13 protein-coding genes are annotated in these 18,144 nt (G+C 74.9%); 4 read left to right on the top strand and 9 right to left on the bottom strand.

All coding sequences use genetic code 11. The annotated features are described in order from the left end of the window. Positions 1-25 precede the first annotated feature (25 nt). The 3 genes from ACIPSC_RS20445 to asnB form a co-directional block, all read right to left on the bottom strand. Positions 26-1,540 carry a pyridoxal phosphate-dependent decarboxylase family protein gene (locus tag ACIPSC_RS20445; protein ID WP_400827303.1) on the bottom strand — a complete coding sequence of 505 codons (1,515 nt, stop codon included), beginning with the start codon at positions 1,538-1,540 and terminating at the stop codon, positions 26-28. A 115-nt stretch (positions 1,541-1,655) separates the two neighbouring features. Continuing rightward, a complete protein-coding gene (locus ACIPSC_RS20440) occupies positions 1,656-2,783 on the bottom strand; it encodes a hypothetical protein (protein ID WP_400827302.1) in 1,128 nt (375 codons plus the stop codon). A 202-nt stretch (positions 2,784-2,985) separates the two neighbouring features. Further along, positions 2,986-4,836, bottom strand: coding sequence for an asparagine synthase (glutamine-hydrolyzing) (gene asnB, locus ACIPSC_RS20435; RefSeq protein WP_400827301.1), 1,851 nt, complete (start codon positions 4,834-4,836; stop codon positions 2,986-2,988). 267 nt (positions 4,837-5,103) lie between these two features. On the opposite strand from asnB, the gene ACIPSC_RS20430 reads away from it, so the two are divergent. The 3 genes from ACIPSC_RS20430 (at position 5,104) to ACIPSC_RS20420 (ending at position 8,876) form a co-directional block, all read left to right on the top strand. Beyond that, positions 5,104-5,400 carry a hypothetical protein gene (locus ACIPSC_RS20430; protein ID WP_400827299.1) on the top strand — a complete coding sequence of 99 codons (297 nt, stop codon included), beginning with the start codon at positions 5,104-5,106 and terminating at the stop codon, positions 5,398-5,400. Positions 5,401-5,515: 115 nt separating this feature from the next. After that, positions 5,516-7,342: a glutamine--fructose-6-phosphate transaminase (isomerizing) gene (gene glmS / locus ACIPSC_RS20425; protein ID WP_400827298.1), complete on the top strand. Its 1,827-nt coding sequence runs from the start codon at positions 5,516-5,518 to the stop codon at positions 7,340-7,342. A 172-nt stretch (positions 7,343-7,514) separates the two neighbouring features. After that, positions 7,515-8,876: an aldehyde dehydrogenase family protein gene (locus tag ACIPSC_RS20420; protein ID WP_400827297.1), complete on the top strand. Its 1,362-nt coding sequence runs from the start codon at positions 7,515-7,517 to the stop codon at positions 8,874-8,876. 101 nt (positions 8,877-8,977) lie between these two features. Here the strand turns inward: ACIPSC_RS20420 and ACIPSC_RS20415 are convergent, their stop codons facing one another. The 3 genes from ACIPSC_RS20415 to ACIPSC_RS20405 all read right to left on the bottom strand — a co-directional run bounded on the left by ACIPSC_RS20415 (position 8,978) and on the right by ACIPSC_RS20405 (position 12,342). Further along, positions 8,978-10,021, bottom strand: a complete 1,044-nt coding sequence (locus ACIPSC_RS20415; protein ID WP_400827296.1) for a DUF1648 domain-containing protein — start codon at positions 10,019-10,021, stop codon at positions 8,978-8,980. Then, a complete protein-coding gene (locus tag ACIPSC_RS20410; protein ID WP_400827295.1) occupies positions 10,018-10,365 on the bottom strand; it encodes a GntR family transcriptional regulator in 348 nt (115 codons plus the stop codon). The genes ACIPSC_RS20415 and ACIPSC_RS20410 overlap by 4 nt, the downstream gene beginning before the upstream one ends. A gap of 147 nt (positions 10,366-10,512) precedes the next feature. Beyond that, positions 10,513-12,342, bottom strand: coding sequence for a beta-galactosidase family protein (locus ACIPSC_RS20405; RefSeq protein ID WP_400827293.1), 1,830 nt, complete (start codon positions 12,340-12,342; stop codon positions 10,513-10,515). A 168-nt stretch (positions 12,343-12,510) separates the two neighbouring features. Between ACIPSC_RS20405 and ACIPSC_RS20400 the strand changes: the two genes are divergently transcribed. After that, positions 12,511-13,929 carry an amidase gene (locus ACIPSC_RS20400; RefSeq protein ID WP_400827292.1) on the top strand — a complete coding sequence of 473 codons (1,419 nt, stop codon included), beginning with the start codon at positions 12,511-12,513 and terminating at the stop codon, positions 13,927-13,929. A 44-nt stretch (positions 13,930-13,973) separates the two neighbouring features. Here ACIPSC_RS20400 and ACIPSC_RS20395 read toward each other — a convergent pair whose 3' ends face one another. The 3 genes from ACIPSC_RS20395 to ACIPSC_RS20385 form a co-directional block, all read right to left on the bottom strand. Beyond that, positions 13,974-16,004, bottom strand: coding sequence for an FUSC family protein (locus ACIPSC_RS20395; RefSeq protein ID WP_400827290.1), 2,031 nt, complete (start codon positions 16,002-16,004; stop codon positions 13,974-13,976). Between the two features lie 131 nt (positions 16,005-16,135). After that, a complete protein-coding gene (locus ACIPSC_RS20390; protein ID WP_400827289.1) occupies positions 16,136-17,428 on the bottom strand; it encodes an MFS transporter in 1,293 nt (430 codons plus the stop codon). Next, entirely contained in the window at positions 17,425-18,084 is a 660-nt protein-coding gene (locus ACIPSC_RS20385; RefSeq protein ID WP_400827288.1) for an ArsR/SmtB family transcription factor, read from the bottom strand. Before ACIPSC_RS20385 ends, ACIPSC_RS20390 begins: the two co-directional genes overlap by 4 nt. Positions 18,085-18,144 lie beyond the last annotated feature (60 nt).

Raw genomic sequence — 18,144 nt, 5'->3', positions numbered from 1 at the left:
AATCTGCCGCCCCGGTGTTTCACGATCACGAATCCTCCGTGTCCGGTCGGTTAATGGTCTGCAGGTCGGCGGCGGCCGCCTTCACCTCGGCCAGCAGGAGGGCGAGGTCGGCCTCGATGGTGGCGGCGTTGAGGAGGCAGGCGCGGAGCATTTCGCGCTCGCCGAGGCGCGCGCCGGTGACGAAGACCCGGCCGCGGCGCTGGACCGCCGCCGGCAGCTCGCGGTTGAGCGCGTCGGCGGCGGCCTCGTCGAGCCCGGCCGGCCGGTACCGGAAGGCCGTGATGGAGGTCTGCACCTCGGCGAGCAGCTCCAACTCGGGGTCGGCGGTGACGAGTTCGCCCAGGTGGCGGGCCAGCGCGGTGCACCGGGCGATGTCCCGGGCGAGGCCGTCGCGGCCGCGGTGGGCGATGGTGGCCCAGACCTTGAGGGCGCGGAACGGGCGGGTCTGCTCGGTCCCGTACTCGGAGAACCAGCCGAGCGCGCCGGCCGCCTCGTCGCGCAGGTAGGAGGGGACGAGGCTGAAGGTGCCGCGCAGCTCCTCGGTGTCGCGCACCAGTGCGCAGCCGCAGTCGACCGGGACGCCCAGCCACTTGTGCGGGTCGAGGGCGAGCGAGTCGGCCCGCTCCAGGCCTGCGTAGCGGTGGGCGATCGCCGGGTCGAGCCGGCCGAAGGCCCCGTACGCGCCGTCCACGTGCAGCCAGAGGCCCTGCTCGGCGCAGAGGTCGGCGATCGGGTGGAAGGCGTCCACGGCGCCGGTGCCGACCGTGCCGGCCGAGGCGACCACCAGGAACGGCAGCAGGCCGGCGGCCCGGTCGCGCTCGATCGCGGCACGCAGGTCGGCGGTGTCCAGTCGGCCGTCGGGGCCGGTGGCGACGGTACGCAGGTGCCGGCTGCCGAGGCCGAGCAGCTCGGCGGCCTTGCGGACGCAGGAGTGGGTCTCGCCGGTGACGTAGCCGACCAGCGGCGGCAGGCCGGCCAGGCCGTCCTCGCGGACGTCCCACCCGGCGGCCCGGGCGGCGCGGTTGCGGGCGGCGGCCAGGCAGACGATGGTCGCCATCGAGGTGCCGGAGGTCAGCAGCCCGCCGCCGGCGGGGTGCGGGAAGCCCACCAGCTCGGCGATCCAGCGGACCACCGCCCGTTCCAGGTGGACGTCGGCGTGGTCGCCGCCGGCCGAGCTGGGGTTCATCGCGGCGGCGGCGAGGCCGGCCAGCACGCCGGCCGGGGCGGGGGCGGAGTTCACCCAGCCGAAGAAGCGCGGGTTGCCGTTGCCCATCGGGTACGGCAGCACGTCCCGCTCGACGGCCGTGAGCAGCTCGGTGAGTGCGGTGCCGCCGGCCGGGAGGGGCGCGTCCAGCAGGGCGGCCCGGGCGGTCTCGTCCATGGGCTGCCAGACCGGGCGGGCGGGCAGGCCGTCGAGGTAGTCGGAGACCAGCTCGGCGGCGGCGTGCGCCGCGGCGCGGAAGTCGTCGGCGGCCGGCGGGGCGGTGCGGACGTCGTCGGCGCGGGTGCCGCGGAGGTCGCGGAGGTCGTCAGGGGTCACGGCGGGCTCCCAGGAGGTGCGGGCCTGGTGGCGCGGCGTCCTCGGCGCACCCGATCACCGCGATCCTACGGAAAGGGGCCCGCGCCGTGCGGCGCGGGCCCCTTTCCGTAGCGGGTCAGTCGAGCGAGGCGGAGAGGCCGCTCGCGGAGCGGCAGTAGCCCTGCATCTCCTTGTTGGTGATCTTCCCGCAGAGCCGGCCGGCCGCGCCGGCTTCGGTGTAGTTCACCGTGTAGTAGCTGACCAGGCCCTCGGCGCAGGCCTTGCGCTGCCAGCCGTCCGCGGCGGTCGCGCACTGCTGGGCGGCCCAGTCCTCGCGGTCCAGGTTGTACTTCATGGTCCGCGAGCCGACGCCGCGGCTGCAGTCGACGGCGCCGCCGGAGGCCTTGCCGGCCAGGCACCACTTCAGTGCGTCGGCGTAGACCTCGGGGTGGTTCGGGTAGTCGTGCGAGGAGAGGTAGAAGGTCGGCGCGTAGAAGAAGCAGGCGGACTGGAACAGCGCCGGCTGGTCCTTGCACGGGTAGAGCGGATCCTGGGCGAGCTTGTCGGCGGGCAGGTTCGCCTTCGCCTTCTCGTCCTCCTCGTCCGGGCCGAAGAGCTGCATGAACAGGCCCTCGGAGCAGCGGATCCGGTTCTGGTCGGTGGTGAACTTGTTGCACAGGTCGCGGGCCTTGGCCACGTCCTGCTTGGCGACGAACATCGTGCCGTGGCCGACGCCGTGGATGCACGGGCCGCTGTTCTTGGGGGCGCAGAGCTTCAGCAGGTCCACCTCGGGCTGCTGCGAGGCGTTCAGCATCTCCTCGACCGCGCCGTGCAGGTAGCCGGCCGCGCAGGTCTCGTGCGGGAAGGAGATGACCTTCTGGAAGTCGGCGTTGAACCGCTTGACCGCCGCGTGCCCGAGCTCGTGCGCGATCGGGTGGCAGAACCGGACGGTGTACGGCAGCTGCTTGGTGATCTTGTCGAGGTCGGCCAGCGCGACGCCGGGGTCGGTGGCCTCCATCTCGGACATCAGCTTGTTGCGCAGCGTCGAGCGGGTCCACACCGCCGGGTCGCCGGTCGGTGTGGCACTCGCGCCGGTGGCGGTGGCGCCGCCGGAGGGCGGTGCGCCCGAGCCCGTCGCGCCGGTGGCCGCCGGGGCCACGGCCGCCGAGGTGGTCGAGGGCGTCCAGTCGGTGACGGCCACCGAGCCGAGGCCCAGGACGCCCAGCAGCAGGGCGGTGAGAATCGCGAATGCTCGCGGTTGCATGACGGAGATCCCCCGGCGGATCGATGCGGACGGTTCGCTCCCCATCCTGACGGCACGCGGGTCGGATTCCGTGTTTTCGGCCGCCATTCGGGAGGTGTCGGCGACGCTACCGCACGTCGCGCCGGCCGATCGAGGCGGGATGGCCCGGGGCCGGCCGTCACCCGTACGGCGGCACCCGGCCGCCGTACGGGCTGAGGTTCGGTCAGAGCTCCAGCTCCACCCGGTACTCGGTCAGCCAGGTGTTGAGGTCCAGGGCCAGGTCGACGCCGAGCCGGACGGACTGCGGGTCGGTGTCCGGGGCGAGCGCGTCGGTGAGCGCCCGGCGGTCCAGCAGGCCGAGCACGGGCGCGGTGCCCTCGTCGGCGAGGGCGGCCAGCTCGGCCCTGAGCAGCGCCGGGTAGTGCGGGTCCTGGACCACCGGGTACGGGGCCTTGGGCCGCTGGGCGACCTCCTCCGGCAGCAGGTCCTTGACGGCGGCGCGCAGCAGGCTCTTCTCCCGGCCGTCGAAGGTCTTCATCCACCAGGGCGTGTTGAAGACGTACTGGACCAGCCGGTGGTCGCAGAACGGCACCCGGACCTCCAGGCCGTTGGCCATGCTCATCCGGTCCTTGCGGTCCAGCAGGATGCAGACGAAGCGGGTGAGGTTGAGGTAGGAGATCTCCCGCATCCGCCGCTCCAGCGGGTCGGCGGCGGGCAGGTGGGGGACTTCGGCCAGCGCCTCGCGGTAGCGGGCCCGGCGGTACTCGTGCACGTCGAGCTTGGCGACCAGCCCCGGGTCCAGCAGCTGCTCGCGCGGCCCGGCGCCGGCTCCGGCGAGCTGGCTCAGCGCGCCCGCCCAGGGGAAGTCCTCGGCGGCCACCATCCGCGGGTCGTGGAACCAGCGGTAGCCGCCGAACAGCTCGTCGGCGGACTCGCCGGAGAGGGCCACGGTGGAGTGCCGGCGCACGCCGCGGAAGAGCAGCAGCAGCGAGACGTCCATGTCGCCGAAGCCGCCGGGGACGTCCCGGGCGCGCAGCACGGCGGCCCGCTCGGCCGGGTCGGTGAGCGCGCCCGCGTCCAGCTCGATCACGCTGTGGTCGGCGCCGACGTGCCGGGCGAGCAGCTGCGCGAACGGGCCGTCCGGGGTGGAGCGGACCTCGTCGGCCCGGAAGTGCTCGCTCTGGCCGGTGAAGTCGACGGCGAAGGAGCGCACCGGACCGGCCCCGGCGGCGCGCAGCGCCCGGGCGGCGAGCGCGGTGACGGCGCTGGAGTCGAGGCCGCCGGAGAGCAGTGAGCAGAGCGGGACGTCCGCCTCCAGCTGGCGGTGGACGATGTCGTCGAGCAGGGCCCGGACGGTGGTCACCGTGGCGTCCAGGTCGTGGGTGTGCTCGCGGGCCTCCAGCGCCCAGTAGCGGCGCACCGAGACGCCCTCGCGCCGGATCCGGACCACGTGGCCCGGCCGGACCTCGGCGACGCCCCGGTAGATGGTGCGCCCGGGCGACTTGGTGACGGCGAACATCTCGCGCAGCCCGTCGAGGTCGACCACCGGCCGGACGGAGGGGTGGGCGAGCACGGCCTTGGCCTCGGAGCCGAAGACCACGCCGTGCCGGGTGGGGTGGTAGTAGAGCGGCTTGACGCCCATCCGGTCCCGGACCAGCAACAGCTCCTCGGTGCGGGTGTCCCAGACGGCGAAGGCGAACATGCCGTTCAGCCGCTCGGCCAGCCGCTCGCCCCACTCCAGGTAGGCGTGCAGGACGACCTCGGTGTCGCTGCGGGTGCGGAAGCGGTGGCCGGCGGCCTCCAGCTCGGCCCGCAGCTCGCGGTGGTTGTACACCTCCCCGCTGTAGGTGAGGGCGGCCAGCACCCGGCCGTCGTGCTCGACCGTCATGGGCTGGGTGCCACCCTCGATGTCGATCACGGCGAGGCGGCGGTGGCCCAGGGCGGCGTGCCGCTCCAGGTGGACGCCGCCGGCGTCCGGACCGCGGCAGAGCTGGGTGGCCGTCATCGCGTCGAGCACTGGCCCTTCGACGGTGAGGTCGCGGTCGAAGGCGACCCATCCGGTGATCCCGCACATCAGCAAGCCTCCGGTTCTTCCGAGGCGCGTCCGTGGAGGGCGCTCCTCTCCGATGCGTATGCGAAGAGTCACGCTACGTGTCGAGCCGGTGTTGCTACAAGGGGTTCGGCGGCGGTCCGGCGGCGGCCGGGCGGCGGTCCGGCGGCGGTCCGGTGCTGGGTGTCGGGGTGCAGGCGGGCCGGGCTTTGAGCTGAATGCGGCAAGTCCTGCCCGAATTCGGGCAGGATCTTTGATCTCCGCGCCCTGTGCGGCCTAGAGTCCCGAGTTGTGTCCAGCGCTCCCGGTTCCTCGCACCCTCAGTCCCACCCGCACGAGGAGCTGCTCGCCCACCTCACCCGGACCAGCCCGCTCGGGCCCCGGGAGGCGGCGAGGGTGGTGGCGGAGGTCCTGGCGTACTTCTCCGAGACCGCCGAGGAGTACGTCCGGCGCCGCCACGGCGAGCTGCAGGCACGCGGCCTGACCAACGAGAAGATCTTCGCCCGGCTCGCCGAGGAGCTGAAGGCCCGGCGCGTCGCCGCGCCCGGGCTCTCGGCCCGTCAGCTGCGCCGGATCGTCTACGGCTGACCGGCGTCCCCTCGCCGGCCGCGCCCGACCCGCCCGGGTCGGCCCGCCGCGCGGTCCGGCCGCGCCACCCGGAACACCCGGCCCTCCCACGCCACCCCAGAAGGAGTCCACTCAGATGTGCGGAATCGTGGCCTACATCGGCCCCAAGGACGCGACGCCCTTCCTGCTGGAGGGTCTCGCCCGGCTGGAGTACCGCGGCTACGACTCCGCGGGCGTGGCCGTCGCCGGTCGCACCGGCGGCATCAAGGTCCGCAAGGTCAAGGGCCGGGTCGCCGACCTCGCCGCCGCCGTCCCGGCCCGCTTCAAGGGCGGCACCGGGATCGGCCACACCCGCTGGGCCACCCACGGCGTGCCCAGCGACGCCAACGCCCACCCGCACCAGGACAACGCCGAGCGCATCGCCGTCGTCCACAACGGCATCATCGAGAACGCCGACGAGCTGCGCGCCCGGCTCACCGCCGAGGGTGCCGTCTTCCGCTCCGAGACCGACACCGAGGTGCTCGCCCACCTGATCGCCGCCCACGCGACCGAGGGCGTGGAGCTGGAGGAGGCGGTCCGCGCCGCGCTCGGCAAGGTGGTCGGCACCTACGGCATCGCCGTCCTGGACGCCGAGCAGCCCGACCGCATCGTGGTCGCCCGCAACGGCAGCCCGATCGTGCTCGGCATCGGCGAGAAGGAGATGTTCGCCGCCTCCGACGTGTCGGCCCTGGTCCGCTACACCCGCCAGGTCGTCCACCTGGAGGACGGCGAGCTGGCCACCGTCCGTGCCGACGGCTTCCGCACCTTCACCGAGGACGCCCGCACCACCCACCGCCAGCCGTCCACGGTGGACTGGGAGATCGACTCCTACGACACCGGCGGCTACGAGCACTTCCTGCTCAAGGAGATCCACGAGCAGCCCGGCTCGGTCGAGCGCACCCTCAGCGGCCGCCTCGACGAGCGCTTCGCCACCGCCCACCTCGGCGGCCTCAACCTGGACGCCCGCGAGCTCCGGGAGATCCGCCGGGTGAAGATCCTCGGCTGCGGCTCCGCGTACTACGCGGGCGAGATGGGCGCCCAGCTGATCGAGGAGCTGGCCCGCATCCCCGCGCACAGCGAGCCGGCCTCGGAGTTCCGCTACCGCAACCCGGTGATCGAGGCGGACACCCTCTACATCGCGGTCAGCCAGTCCGGCGAGACCTACGACACGCTGGCCGCCGTCCAGGAGGTCAAGCGCAAGGGCGGCCGGGTGCTCGGTGTCGTCAACACCGTGGGCAGCGCCATCGCCCGGGAGTGTGACGGCGGGATCTACCTGCACGCCGGCCCGGAGATCTCGGTCGCCTCCACCAAGGCGTTCACCTCCACGGTCATCGCCTTCGCGCTGCTCGCCCTGCACTTCGGCCGGATCCACGACCTCTCGCCCGCCGACGGGCGCCGCATCGTGGCCGCCCTCAAGGCGCTGCCGGACCAGATCCGGGAGGTCCTCGCGCAGAGCGACGAGATCGCCGGGCTCGCCGCCGAGTACGCCGACTCCGAGGGGATGATGTTCATCGGCCGGGTCCGCGGCTACCCGGTGGCCCGCGAGGGTGCGCAGAAGCTCAAGGAGATCTCCTACGTCCACGCCGAGGCCTACCCGGCCAGCGAGCTCAAGCACGGCCCGCTCGCGCTGATCAGCCCCGAGCTGCCGACCGTCGCCCTGGTGCCGGACGACGAGCTGCTGGACAAGAACCTCACCACCCTCGGTGAGATCAAGGCCCGCTCCGGCCGGGTGCTGGCCGTCGCCCACCGCGCGCCGGAGGCCAAGCTGGCCGACCACTGCATCGTCGTCCCGAAGAGCGAGCCGGAGCTCGACCCGCTGCTGCTGAACATCCCGCTGCAGCTGCTCGCCTACCACGCCGCGGTCGCGCTGAAGCGGGACGTCGACAAGCCGCGCAACCTGGCGAAGAGCGTCACGGTGGAGTAGACGGTGGAGTAGGCGGCGTCCGATCGCCGAGGGAGGGCCGGTCCCGGACGGGGCCGGCCCTCCGCGCATCCAGATGCTTGACTTTGCCAACCATTCGGACCTACCGTCGGGGGCAAGTGCTTGATGTTGGCAACTATCAAGCAGCTGAAAATTTCTCGCCGGGAGTACTGTCATGAAGGCCACCACCCACCCCGCCCCCGCCGACCCGGCCGCCGCCGGGCCCGTGGCGGCCCCCGACCCGGCCGCCGTCGTCGCCGGGCTGCGCGCCGCCTTCGCGAGCGGCCGGACCCGCCCGCCCGCCTGGCGCCGGGAGCAGCTCGCCGGGCTGCGCACCCTCCTCACCGAACGGAGCGAGGAGCTCCTCGCGGCCCTCCGCGCCGACCTCGGCAAGGGTCCCGCCGAGGCGCACCGGACGGAGATCGCCTTCACCGTCAACGAGCTGGACCACACCGTCCGGAACCTCGACGAGTGGCTCCGGCCGAAGCCCGCCGCCGTCCCCGACGCCTTCCGCCCCGCCACCGCGCGGGTGGTCCGGGAGCCGCTCGGCGTGGTCCTGGTGATCGCCCCCTGGAACTACCCGCTGCAGCTCGCCCTGGCCCCCGTGGTGGGCGCGCTCGCGGCCGGCAACGCCGTCCTCGTCAAGCCCAGCGAGCTGGCCCCGGCCACCTCGGCGGCGATCGCCCGGCTGCTCCCGCAGTACCTGGACCCCGAGGCGGTCGCGGTAGTCGAGGGTGCGGTGCCCGAGACCACCGCCCTGCTGGAGCAGCGCTTCGACCACATCTTCTACACCGGCAACGGCGCGGTCGGCCGGATCGTGATGGCCGCCGCCGCCCGCCACCTCACCCCGGTCACGCTCGAACTCGGCGGCAAGAGCCCGGTGGTGGTCGATCCGGGCGCCGACCTGAAGGTCACCGCGCAGCGGCTGGCGGCGGGCAAGTTCCTGAACGCCGGGCAGACCTGCGTGGCCCCCGACTACGTCCTCGCCGTCGGCGGCACCGGCCCCGAGCTGGCCGCGGAGCTGGCGGAGGCCGTGCGCGGGCTCTACGGAGAGGACCCGGCCGCCCACCCCGAGTACGGACGGATCGTCAACGACCGGCACTTCGACCGCCTCGCCGCGCTGCTCGGCGACGGCCGGGTGGTCACCGGCGGCACCCACGACCGCGCCGCCCGCTACATCGCGCCCACCGTGCTGGCCGACGTCCGGCCGGACGCGCCGGTGATGCGGGAGGAGATCTTCGGCCCGGTGCTGCCCGTCCTGGAGGTGCCCGACCTGGACGCGGCCATCTCCTTCATCACCGACCGGGAGAAGCCGCTCGCCCTCTACGCCTTCACCGCCTCGGAGGCGACGAAGGAGCGGCTGGCCGCGGAGACCTCGTCCGGTGCGCTGGTCTTCGGGCTGTCCGTGTCCCACCTCGCGGTGCCCGAGCTGCCGTTCGGCGGGGTCGGGGAGAGCGGCATGGGCAACTACCACGGCGAGTACTCGATGACCACCTTCAGCCACACCAAGGCGGTGCTGGACAAGCCGCTGGGGTGAGGGCGGCGGGGGTGGCGCCGGGGGCGTGTACGGGGCGGCGTCGCGGCGGGTGGCCGCGGCGCCGCCCCGTGGCGGTGTCCGGGCCGGGCGCGGTGTCCGGGTCAGGCGGCGGAACTGCGGCGGGCCGCGAGGGAGTTGAGCAGCGCGGCGCCCCGCTCCGCGTCGTCCAGGCTCACCGCGAACTCCGCGCCCGTGTGCGGGTGGATCACCAGGCACGGGCCGCCGCGCAGCATCACCGTGGTGCCCAGGCCGCTCAGCCGGTAGCCCCAGCCGCCGACCTGGGCGGGGGTGCGGTCCTCCGCCCGGGCCGACTCGATCTGCTCCAGCGGCCAGCGGCGGACCGGCCGGCCGAACGGGCCGAAGGAGACCTCCAGCCCTGTCGGCGACACCACGGCCTGGACGGCGGAGCAGCCGAGCGTCGCCAGGGCGACCACCGCGAGCGGGGCGACGGCCGCCCAGAGCCCGTCGGCCAGGCCGGCCGCGGCGGCGATCGCCAGCGCGGCGGCGGCCGTACCCGAGACGGCCGCGGTCAGCCGGAGCCAGGGGTTGACGGTGCGGGAGAGCCAGGCGAAGCGCTCGCCGTCGGGGAGGTCGAGCTGCGGCCCGGAGGCCGGGCCGGCCGCCGCGGCGCCCGCGGCGGAGCCGGCCGGGGCGGCGGTGCGCCGGGCGGCCAGGTGGCCGAGCAGGCCGGCCGCGGCCGCGGCGAGCAGGACGAGGACGACGTCCGGGCCGACGCCGCTCGCGTCGTGCCAGTCGGTGCGGTCGAGGTTGGCGTGCACGATCGAGGCCTGGGCGCCGATGAGCAGCACGCCGGCCGACGGCAGCGCCGTGGCGTACCAGAGCCGCCGCACCGACGGGCCCAGCATCCGGGCGGTCAGGGCGAGGGAGAGCGCCAGGACGGCCCAGAGCGCCGCCGGGCCGAGCGTCGCGGCCCAGAACGGCATCGAGCCGTCCGGACCGCCGCTGCCGGACCAGTGGGTGGCGAGCCGCTCGGGCAGCCGGCCGGCCGCCACCAGTGGCAGGGCGAGCAGCGCCGCGAGGACGGCGACGGTCCCCAGGGCGGCGCTCCGGCCGGTGCTCGTCCGTGCGGCGCCCGGCCGTTCCCCGGCCCGTTCGCCCGGTGTTCCGGTCCCCCCGCTGGTCATGGCAGCCTCCTGATCAGTTCCACGAGATCCTCCCTGCTGTAGCCCAGCCGTGCGGCCTCCGCCACCAGCTCGGCGGCCCGGCCGGCGAGCTCGGCCCGCCCGTCGGCGCCGCCGGCGACGGTCACGCCCCGGCCCCGGCGGAACTCCAGGACGCCCTCGTCCCGCAGCGCCCGCAGACCGCGCAGCACGGTGTTGGAGTTGACGCCCAGCGCCCGCGACAGCTCCCGGGCGGGCGGCAGCCGGTCGCCCGGTGCGCACTCGCCCTCGGCGATCGCGCGCCGGATCGCACCGGCCACCTGCTCGTGCAGGGGCCGGGTGTCGGTGAGGTCCAACTTCAGCAGCATGATGCTATCGACAGTAGCACCATCTCGGCGCGCGGTCGCCGGTGCCGGAAGCGATGGGCCGGGACGCACCGCGGCCGGCCGGCTCCCGGAGGGTCCGGGAGCCGGCCGGCCGCGGGCCGGGCCGCCGTGCGGTTCGAAGGGGTCCGGTCAGTAGTCGACGCTGGGGGCGGTCGTGGTGGAGCCGAGGTCGGGCCGGTCGCACAGTTCCAGGGCGGTGCCGTGGGTGGCGAGTTCGAGGACGATCAGCTCGTTCCCGCCCGCGCGCCAGAGCGGCCCGGGGGCGTAGAGGGTGTGCTGCGGGCTGTCGGGGGAGTAGCGGCCGAGCAGGAAGCCGTTGAGCCAGAGCAGGCCGCGGCCCCAGCCGGGCAGGGCGACGAAGGCGTCGCCGGGCGCGTCGAGGTGGGCCTCGAAGCGGTGGAACGCCGGGTCCTCGTCGGCGGCCCCGACCGCGGGGTCGAAGGCCAGGGCGGAGAGGTCGGTGAGCGGCAGCGGCCGGATCTCCCAGTCGAACAGCCGTTGCTGACCGTGCGAGACGCCGCGGCCGATGCCCTTGCGGTCGTCCATCAGCGGTCCGTAGTTCACCCGGCCGAGCGCCTCGACCAGGATGTCCAGGGTCGCACCGGTCGGCCCGGTCTCCAGCGGCAGCGTCCGGCCGGGGGCGTTGCGCTCCAGGACGCCGAGCGGCGCGCCGTCGGCGAAGACCTGGGCGCGGTCGCCGATGCCGTCGATCCGCAGCGGCAGCGCGCCCCGCGGCCCGGGGACGCGGGTGCGGTAGTGGATCAGGCCGAGCGACTGGCCGACCCGCTCCATCGGCTCCGGCGCGGCCCGGCGGACCGGCTCGGAGAGGGCGTCGAGGGAGTCCAGCAGACGGGCCCGGCCGGTGGGGCCGTCCAGCCGCTGCGGTGCGATCCGCGGCGGCGGTGCCGGCAGTTCGACGTCGGGCAGCGGTACGTACTTGCCGATGACCGCCCGGAAGGCGTGGAACTTCTCGGTGAGTTCACCGGCCTCGCCGATCGGCGCGTCGTAGTCGTAGCTGGTGACGTCCGGCTCGTGGCCGGCGTCGTACGGGTGGGCGCCGGTGTGGTTGGCGCCGGCCCAGAAGCCGAAGTTGGTGCCGCCGTGCGCCATGTAGAGGTTGACGGAGGCGCCGGTGGCGAGCAGGTCGTCCAGGGACCGGGCGGACTCCTCGGCATCGCGGACGTGGTGCGGCGCGCCCAGGTGGTCGAACCAGCCGATCCAGAACTCCATCGCCGTGAGCGGACCCTTGGGCTGGTGACGGCGGAGCACCTCGAAGCGCTCGGCCGCCCGGGAGCCGAAGGTGGCGGTGGCCAGCAGGCCCGGGATCCCGCCGCCCTGCTGCATGGTGTCCTCGGCGCCGTCGGCGGTGAACAGCAGGCAGTCGACGCCCCGGGCCACCAGGCCGTCGTGCAGGTGGGCCAGGTAGGCGGCGTCGTTGCCGTAGCTGCCGTACTCGTTCTCGATCTGGACGGCCACCACCGGGCCGCCCCGGCTCGCCAGCAGCGGCAGGAACTCCGGCACCACGGCGTCGAACCAGCCGTCCACCTCGGCCAGGTAGGCCGGTTCGGCGCAGCGCAGCCGCAGGCCGTCGACGGTGAGCAGTCGGGCCGGGAAGCCGCCGAACTCCCATTCGGCGCAGATGTACGGGCCGGGGCGCAGGATCACGTCGAGGTCGTTGGCCCGGGCGAGCCGGAGGAACCGGCCGAGGTCCCGCCAGCCGGTGAAGTCCTTCTCGCCGGAGGGGAGTTCGTGGAAGTTCCAGGGGACGTAGGTGTCGACGGTGTTGGCGCCCATGGCGCGCAGCCGGCGCAGGCGGTCGTCCCAGAGGTCGGGGTGGACGCGGAAGTAGTGCACCGCGCCGGAGATGATCCGGTGCGGTGCGCCGTCGCGGCGGAATCCGCTGTCGTCGTAGTCGAGCATGAAGACCGGCTTTCGGGTGCGGGAGGCGTGGGGGAGCACGGTTTTCGGGTTACCGGGAAGGATAGTTGGGCCCGGCGCGCCGCGGGTGCGGTACGCGCGGAGCGGCGGCGGCCGTCACCCCCGCCCGCGGGGTGTTCCCGTGACCGGGCCGGGCCTAGACTGCGGAGCTCGCGCGGTATTACCGGCCGGTAGGGATGGGGAAGTCGCATGGCGGACGAGCGGGTCCACGCTTTCGGGGACGACGCGCTGGGGGAGCACGACGCGGTGGCGCTGGCGGCGCTGGTGCGGGCGCGCGAGGTCAGCCCGGCCGAGCTGGCGGCGGCCGCGGCGGCACGCGCCGAGCGGGTCGACGCCGCCCTGGCGCCGGTCGCCTTCGCCGCCCCCGGCGGTCCGCGGACGGCCCCGTCCGGCGACGGCGGCGCGCTCTACGGCGTGCCCAGCTACCTGAAGGACAACGTCGACCTCCGCGGGATGCCCACCACGCACGGCAGTTCGGCGTTCCGTGCCAAGCCCGCGCGGCGCACCGCCGGGTTCGCCGAGCAGTTCCTCGGCACCGGCCTGGCCGTACTGGGCAAGACCCGGCTGCCGGAGTTCGGCCTCAACGCCTCGACCGAGTTCGCCGAGGCCCGGCCGGTCCGCAACCCGTGGCGCACCTCGCACTCGCCGGGCGCGTCCTCGGGCGGCTCGGCGGCGCTGGTGGCGGCCGGCGTCGTGCCGATCGCGCACGCCAACGACGGCGGCGGCTCGATCCGGATCCCGGCGGCCTGCTGCGGGCTGGTCGGGCTCAAGCCCACCCGCGGCCGGCTGGTGCCCAACGACCAGGGCCGGCGGCTGCCGATCGACCTGGTCACCGACGGCGTGCTGACCAGGTCGGTGCGCGACACCGCCGCCTTCTTCGCGGCGGCCGAGCGCCACCACCGCAACCCGGCGCTGCCCCCGCTGGGCCTGGTGGAGGGGCCGGGCGACCGCCCGGTGCGGATCGGGCTGGTGGTGGACTCGCCGCTGGCGGTCAGCGACGAGCCGACCCGCCGCGCGGTCGAGCGGACCGCGGAGCGGCTGGAGGCGATGGGGCACAAGGTCGTCCCGGCGACGCTGCCGTTCGGCGAGGAGTTCTCCCGGGACTTCACCAGCTACTGGGGCTACATCGCCTTCCTGATCGCCACCACCGGCAAGCTGCTCCTGGACCCCGGCTTCCAGGCCGGGAAGCTGGACGGCCTCACCACCGGCCTGCGGCGCTCCTTCCACCGCGAGTTCCACCGGACGCCCGGCGTGCTGCGCCGGCTCCGCCGGGCCGAGGCGGCCTACGCGGGGCTCTTCCGCGACCACGACGTGATCCTCTCGCCGGTGCTCGCGCACACGCCGCCGCCGATCGGGCACCTGAGCCCGAACGTCGCCTTCGACGAGCTGCTGGAGCGGTTGCGGCGCTACGTGGCGTTCACACCGGTGAACAACGTGACCGGCGGTCCGGGGATCGCGCTCCCCGGTGAGGCGGCCGGCAACGGCCTGCCGGTCGGCGTCCACCTCTCGGCGGCGCACGGCCAGGAGCGGGTGCTGCTGGAGCTGGCCTTCGCCCTGGAGGCGGACCGGCCGTGGCGGCGGATCCAGGACACCGCGGCCGGGGCCTGAGGGGGCCTGAGGGGGCCGGGGTCCGAGGGGCGGCGGTCGGCTCGTCAGCCCGGCGCGGGGGCGGCGATCGCCCGGGCGGCCCGGACCTCTCGCCGCAGCGGGTCCAGCACACCCTCCGCGCCGTCGGCGGTGTCCGGCCCGGCCCTTTCGTCCGCCCCTCCGTCCGTCCCGCCCGGAACGCCCGGCACGGCCGCGCCGGTGCGCAGCGCGCCGGCGAGGTCGTCCAGCTCCCGGGTGATCTCCGCGACCTCCGCCGCGGGCGGCGCCGGCACCCCGTGGTCCACCCGGACCCGGGTGGCCGTGGTGGCCTCGACGATCCGCTCGACCGCGATCACCAGCGGCCACCAGGCCGCCGCCAGCGCCCCGGTCGGCGGCGGCTCGGTGAGGGCCCGCTGGAACTCCGAGCGCACCGCGGACAGGTCGCGGTAGAGCCCGCGCCGGTGCCGCAGCCGCGCCGGGTGGTCGCGCCCGGGGGCTGCGGCGAAGGCCAGCGAGACGTAGGCCGCGGTGTCCGCGACGGCGTCGGCGAGCCGGTCGCCGATCCGGGTGTGCCAGGACTCCGGCCAGAGCAGGTACCCGGCCACCAGTGAGATCGCGCAGCCGATCAGCGAGTCGTAGAGCCGGGGCAGCACCAGCTGGAAGCCCTGATGGTTGAGCTGGTCGGAGAGCAGCAGGATGACCGGGGTGATCGCGGCGGTCTGGAAGGCGTAGCCCTTCGCCGAGAAGGCCGGGATCAGCATCGCCAGCAGCGCGAGTGTCGGCACGTCCCACCACCCGCGCGGCACCTCGGCGAGCACCGGGATCGCGATCAGCAGCCCCGCCGCGGTGCCGAGCGCGCGGAGCACGGCCCGGGAGAAGACCGAGCCGAAGTCGGGCTTCATGACGAAGGTGACGGTGAGGGTGACCCAGTACGAGCGGGGCACCGCGATCACCGAGACCAGCGCCTGGGCCAGGCCGATGCAGAGCGCGATCCGCAGCCCGTACCGCCAGGACGCCTCGGACAGCAGGGCCGCGCGTGCCGTGCGCCGGGCCCGGATCCTGAGCTCGGCGGGCCGGCCGAGGCGGTCGGTGGCGCCGAACGGGTCGGGCGTGTCCTCCTGCATGACCTCGGCCGCGTACCGCAGCGCCCGGTCGACGGCCCGCTCGGTGGGGCCGGTGGGCGGCGGCAGGCCGAGGACGGGGGAGCTGCGGCCGGGGAGGGCGGTGCCGGGCGGACGGCTGCCGGCGGTGCCCCGCTCCACCGCGTCGGCCAGCCGTCGGGCCGCCGCCGGGTACGCCGGCGCCAGCGGGCCGAGCGAGGCCGGGCGCAGCTTCGCCGAGGAGGCCGCCTCCACCAGCGGGATCACGGCGTTGAGCTGGGCGGTCAGCCGGGCGAGCGCGGGGGAGCGGCCGTGCCGCCGGGTGCGGTGCGAGAGCAGCAGGTCGTACGAGCGGTTCAGCGAGAGCGTGACGGCCTGCCGCCGCTCGTCGTGGGCGGGGCCGCCGGCGGCCTCCAGGAACCCGGCGACGCTGCGGTACGTCCCGGCGACCGCCGACCGCTCCGGCACGCCGCCGCGCAGCGGCCAGCCGAACAGGGCGAGCCCCAGGACGACCAGTCCGCCGAGGGCGAGCAGCAGTGGCGGCTTCCACCAGGGGCTCGGCATCGGCAGGCCGGCACCGACGACGGCGTTGAGCAGGAGCAGCAGCCCCGACGCGGAGGCGACGGCACCGATCGACGAGATCATGCCGGAGACCAGGGCGACGGCCGTGACCACGGCGACGGCCGTCCACCCCTGGCCGAAGACCAGCGTGCCGAGAGTGACGCCCAGGGCACCGAACAGCTGCGGGACGGCGATGTTGAACAGCCGCATCCGGTAGGCGTCCGCGGTGTCGCCGATGACGGCGGACAGCGCGCCCATGGACGCCAGCGCGCCGTAGGCGGGCCGTCCGGCGGCCATGCCGACCGCCAGCGGTGTCGCGAGGCCGACCGCGGCCCGGGCGACGGCGGCCCGGGGGACCGGCGCCGGGTGCGGGCGCAGGCCCTGGGCGAGCCAACTGGGTGGTGCGAGCCGACCGGCCCGCGCGCTCCGTGCCACGGTCCCACGCTAGGCCCTGTCTTGTGGATCAGCCCGGAGCCGCAGCCTGATCCGACCTGATCCGCAGGACGGGCCCTGGGCCCTGCCCGGCCGATACCGCCGTCGGCCGCGGGACCGCGCCCGGGTGGGCGTCAGTGCGCCGAGCCGGCCGGGACGCCGGCGGGGTCGGCCGTGAGCCGGGGTGCGGGGCGGTCCGGGAGGTCGCGCAGCCGGGCCAGTGGGCAGAGGAACAGGGTGGCGGCGGCGAGCGGGACGGCCGCGGTGGCCAGCCACATCGCCGGCCCGACTCCGAACGCGGTGGCGAGCGCCCCGCCGGCGAGTGCGCCCACCGGGATGGTGCCGTAGTTGAGGAACGCGCCGCTGGCGCTGACCCGGCCGCGCAGGTCGGCGGGGACGTAGCTCTGCTGGAAGGTGGCGCGCAGGATGTTTCCGGCCACCACCCCGGCGGCGACGGCGCCGGCGCCGACGACGTAGCAGGCCACGCCGGCGCCCGGCCCGGTGAGCGGGATCAGCAGGGCGAGGGTCGGCAGCCCGAGCTGGAAGAGGAGCATGGCGCGCGCCGTCCCGATCGCGGCGGCCGTCCGGCGGGCCACGGCGGCGCCGGCGATGCCGCCGGCGCCGGCCAGCCCGAGCACGGTGCCGATCGCGCCTTCCCCGAGGTGGGCCCGTTCGACCAGGAAGACGATCTGGATCGCCTGGTAGGACATCAGCACCATGTTGCACAGGGAGCCGTGGAGGACGAAGGTGCGCAGCCACACGTCGCCGGCGATCAGGCGCAGGCCCTGGGCGACCTCGCGGCCCAGCGCCCGCTCGCGCCGCGGCACCGGGGCCTCCCGGTACCGGATCCGGCTCAGGCAGACCAGCGAGACCAGGAAGGTGACGGCGTTGGCGAACATCCCGTTGGCCGCGCCCGCCGCCTGGGCGATCAGGCCGCCGGAGCCGAGGCCGGCGAGCTGGGCGGCCGAGCCGCTGCCGTGCAGCTTCGCGTTGCCCTCGGCCTGGTCGGCGGGCCCGACCAGGCCGGGCAGGTAGGCGGTGTAGGCGGTCTGGAAGAAGACGCCGGCGGTGCCCACCAGCAGCGCGACCGCCAGCAGCAGGCCGACGCTCAGCGCGTCCAGCCAGGCCGCCACCGGCACGGTGGCGAAGAGCAGCAGGGAGGCCGCTGCGGAGGCCAGCATGATCGGCCGTCGGGGTAAGCGGTCCACCCAGGCGCCGACCGGCAGACCGATCACCAGCCACGGCACCCAGGCGGCGGCGCTCAGCAGGCCGATCTGGAACGTGCTCGCGTGCAGGTCGGCGACGGCGATCAGCGGCAGCGCCACCGCGGTGACCGAGGAGCCGAACCGGCCGGCCGTCTCGCCGCACCAGAGCAGCCGGAAGTCCCGGTGGCGGCGGAGCAGCCCGCCGCGCGCGTCGCGGCTCATTCGGCACCTCGCGGCCGGCGCGGGAACGCCTGGATCTGGACGATGACCGGCAGTGCCTCCGGATCGGGTTCGGCGTCCGGGTCGGGGGCGTAGCGGTTGACGAGGTCGGTCAACTCACGGTTGAGGGACTTTAGCTGACTCGGCGTCATGTGCAGGTTGCTCCAGTTGGAGAGGGTGCCGGAGTTGCGCCACTCGTTCTCCCACTCCTCGCCGAGGTAGGAGGTGACGCGGTTGAAGGACTGCTGCACCATCTCGTGCAGGTAGAGCGAGAGCGCGCCGCGGCTGTCCGGATCGTCGCGGAAGTCCACGGTGTCGAGCCGGTTGGACACCGGCACCCGCCGCCACCAGCGCTCGCGCTTGGTGCCGCGGCCGGTCTCCTCCTCGATGAAGCCGTGCTCGGCCAGGTGGCGCAGGTGCCAGCTGACGGTGCCGGTGTTCTCGCCGAGCCGCTCGGCGAGCCGGGTGGCGGTGGAGGCGCCGTCGAGGTTGAGCAGTTCGACGATCTCCATACGCAGCGGGTGGGCGAGTCCGCGCAGGCTGCGGGCGTCGAGCCGGCGCTCGGGCCGGCCGCCGCGGCGCTGCTCGGAGCCTGCCACCGACTGGGGCTCGGGCTGGGGCCGGGAGGGGGTGGCCGGGGGTTCGGGGCGCTCGGTCATGCCGTCAGCCTATGTTGCAGAGAACTCTCTGCATAGGGGAATCTGCAGAGAAACCTCTGC

This window comes from Kitasatospora sp. NPDC090091, assembly GCF_044747365.1.
In the GTDB taxonomy this organism is placed as follows: Bacteria; Actinomycetota; Actinomycetes; order Streptomycetales; family Streptomycetaceae; genus Kitasatospora.
The sequence above is the reverse complement of the archived record's forward strand: the minus strand, read 5'-3'. Positions and strand labels throughout refer to the sequence as shown.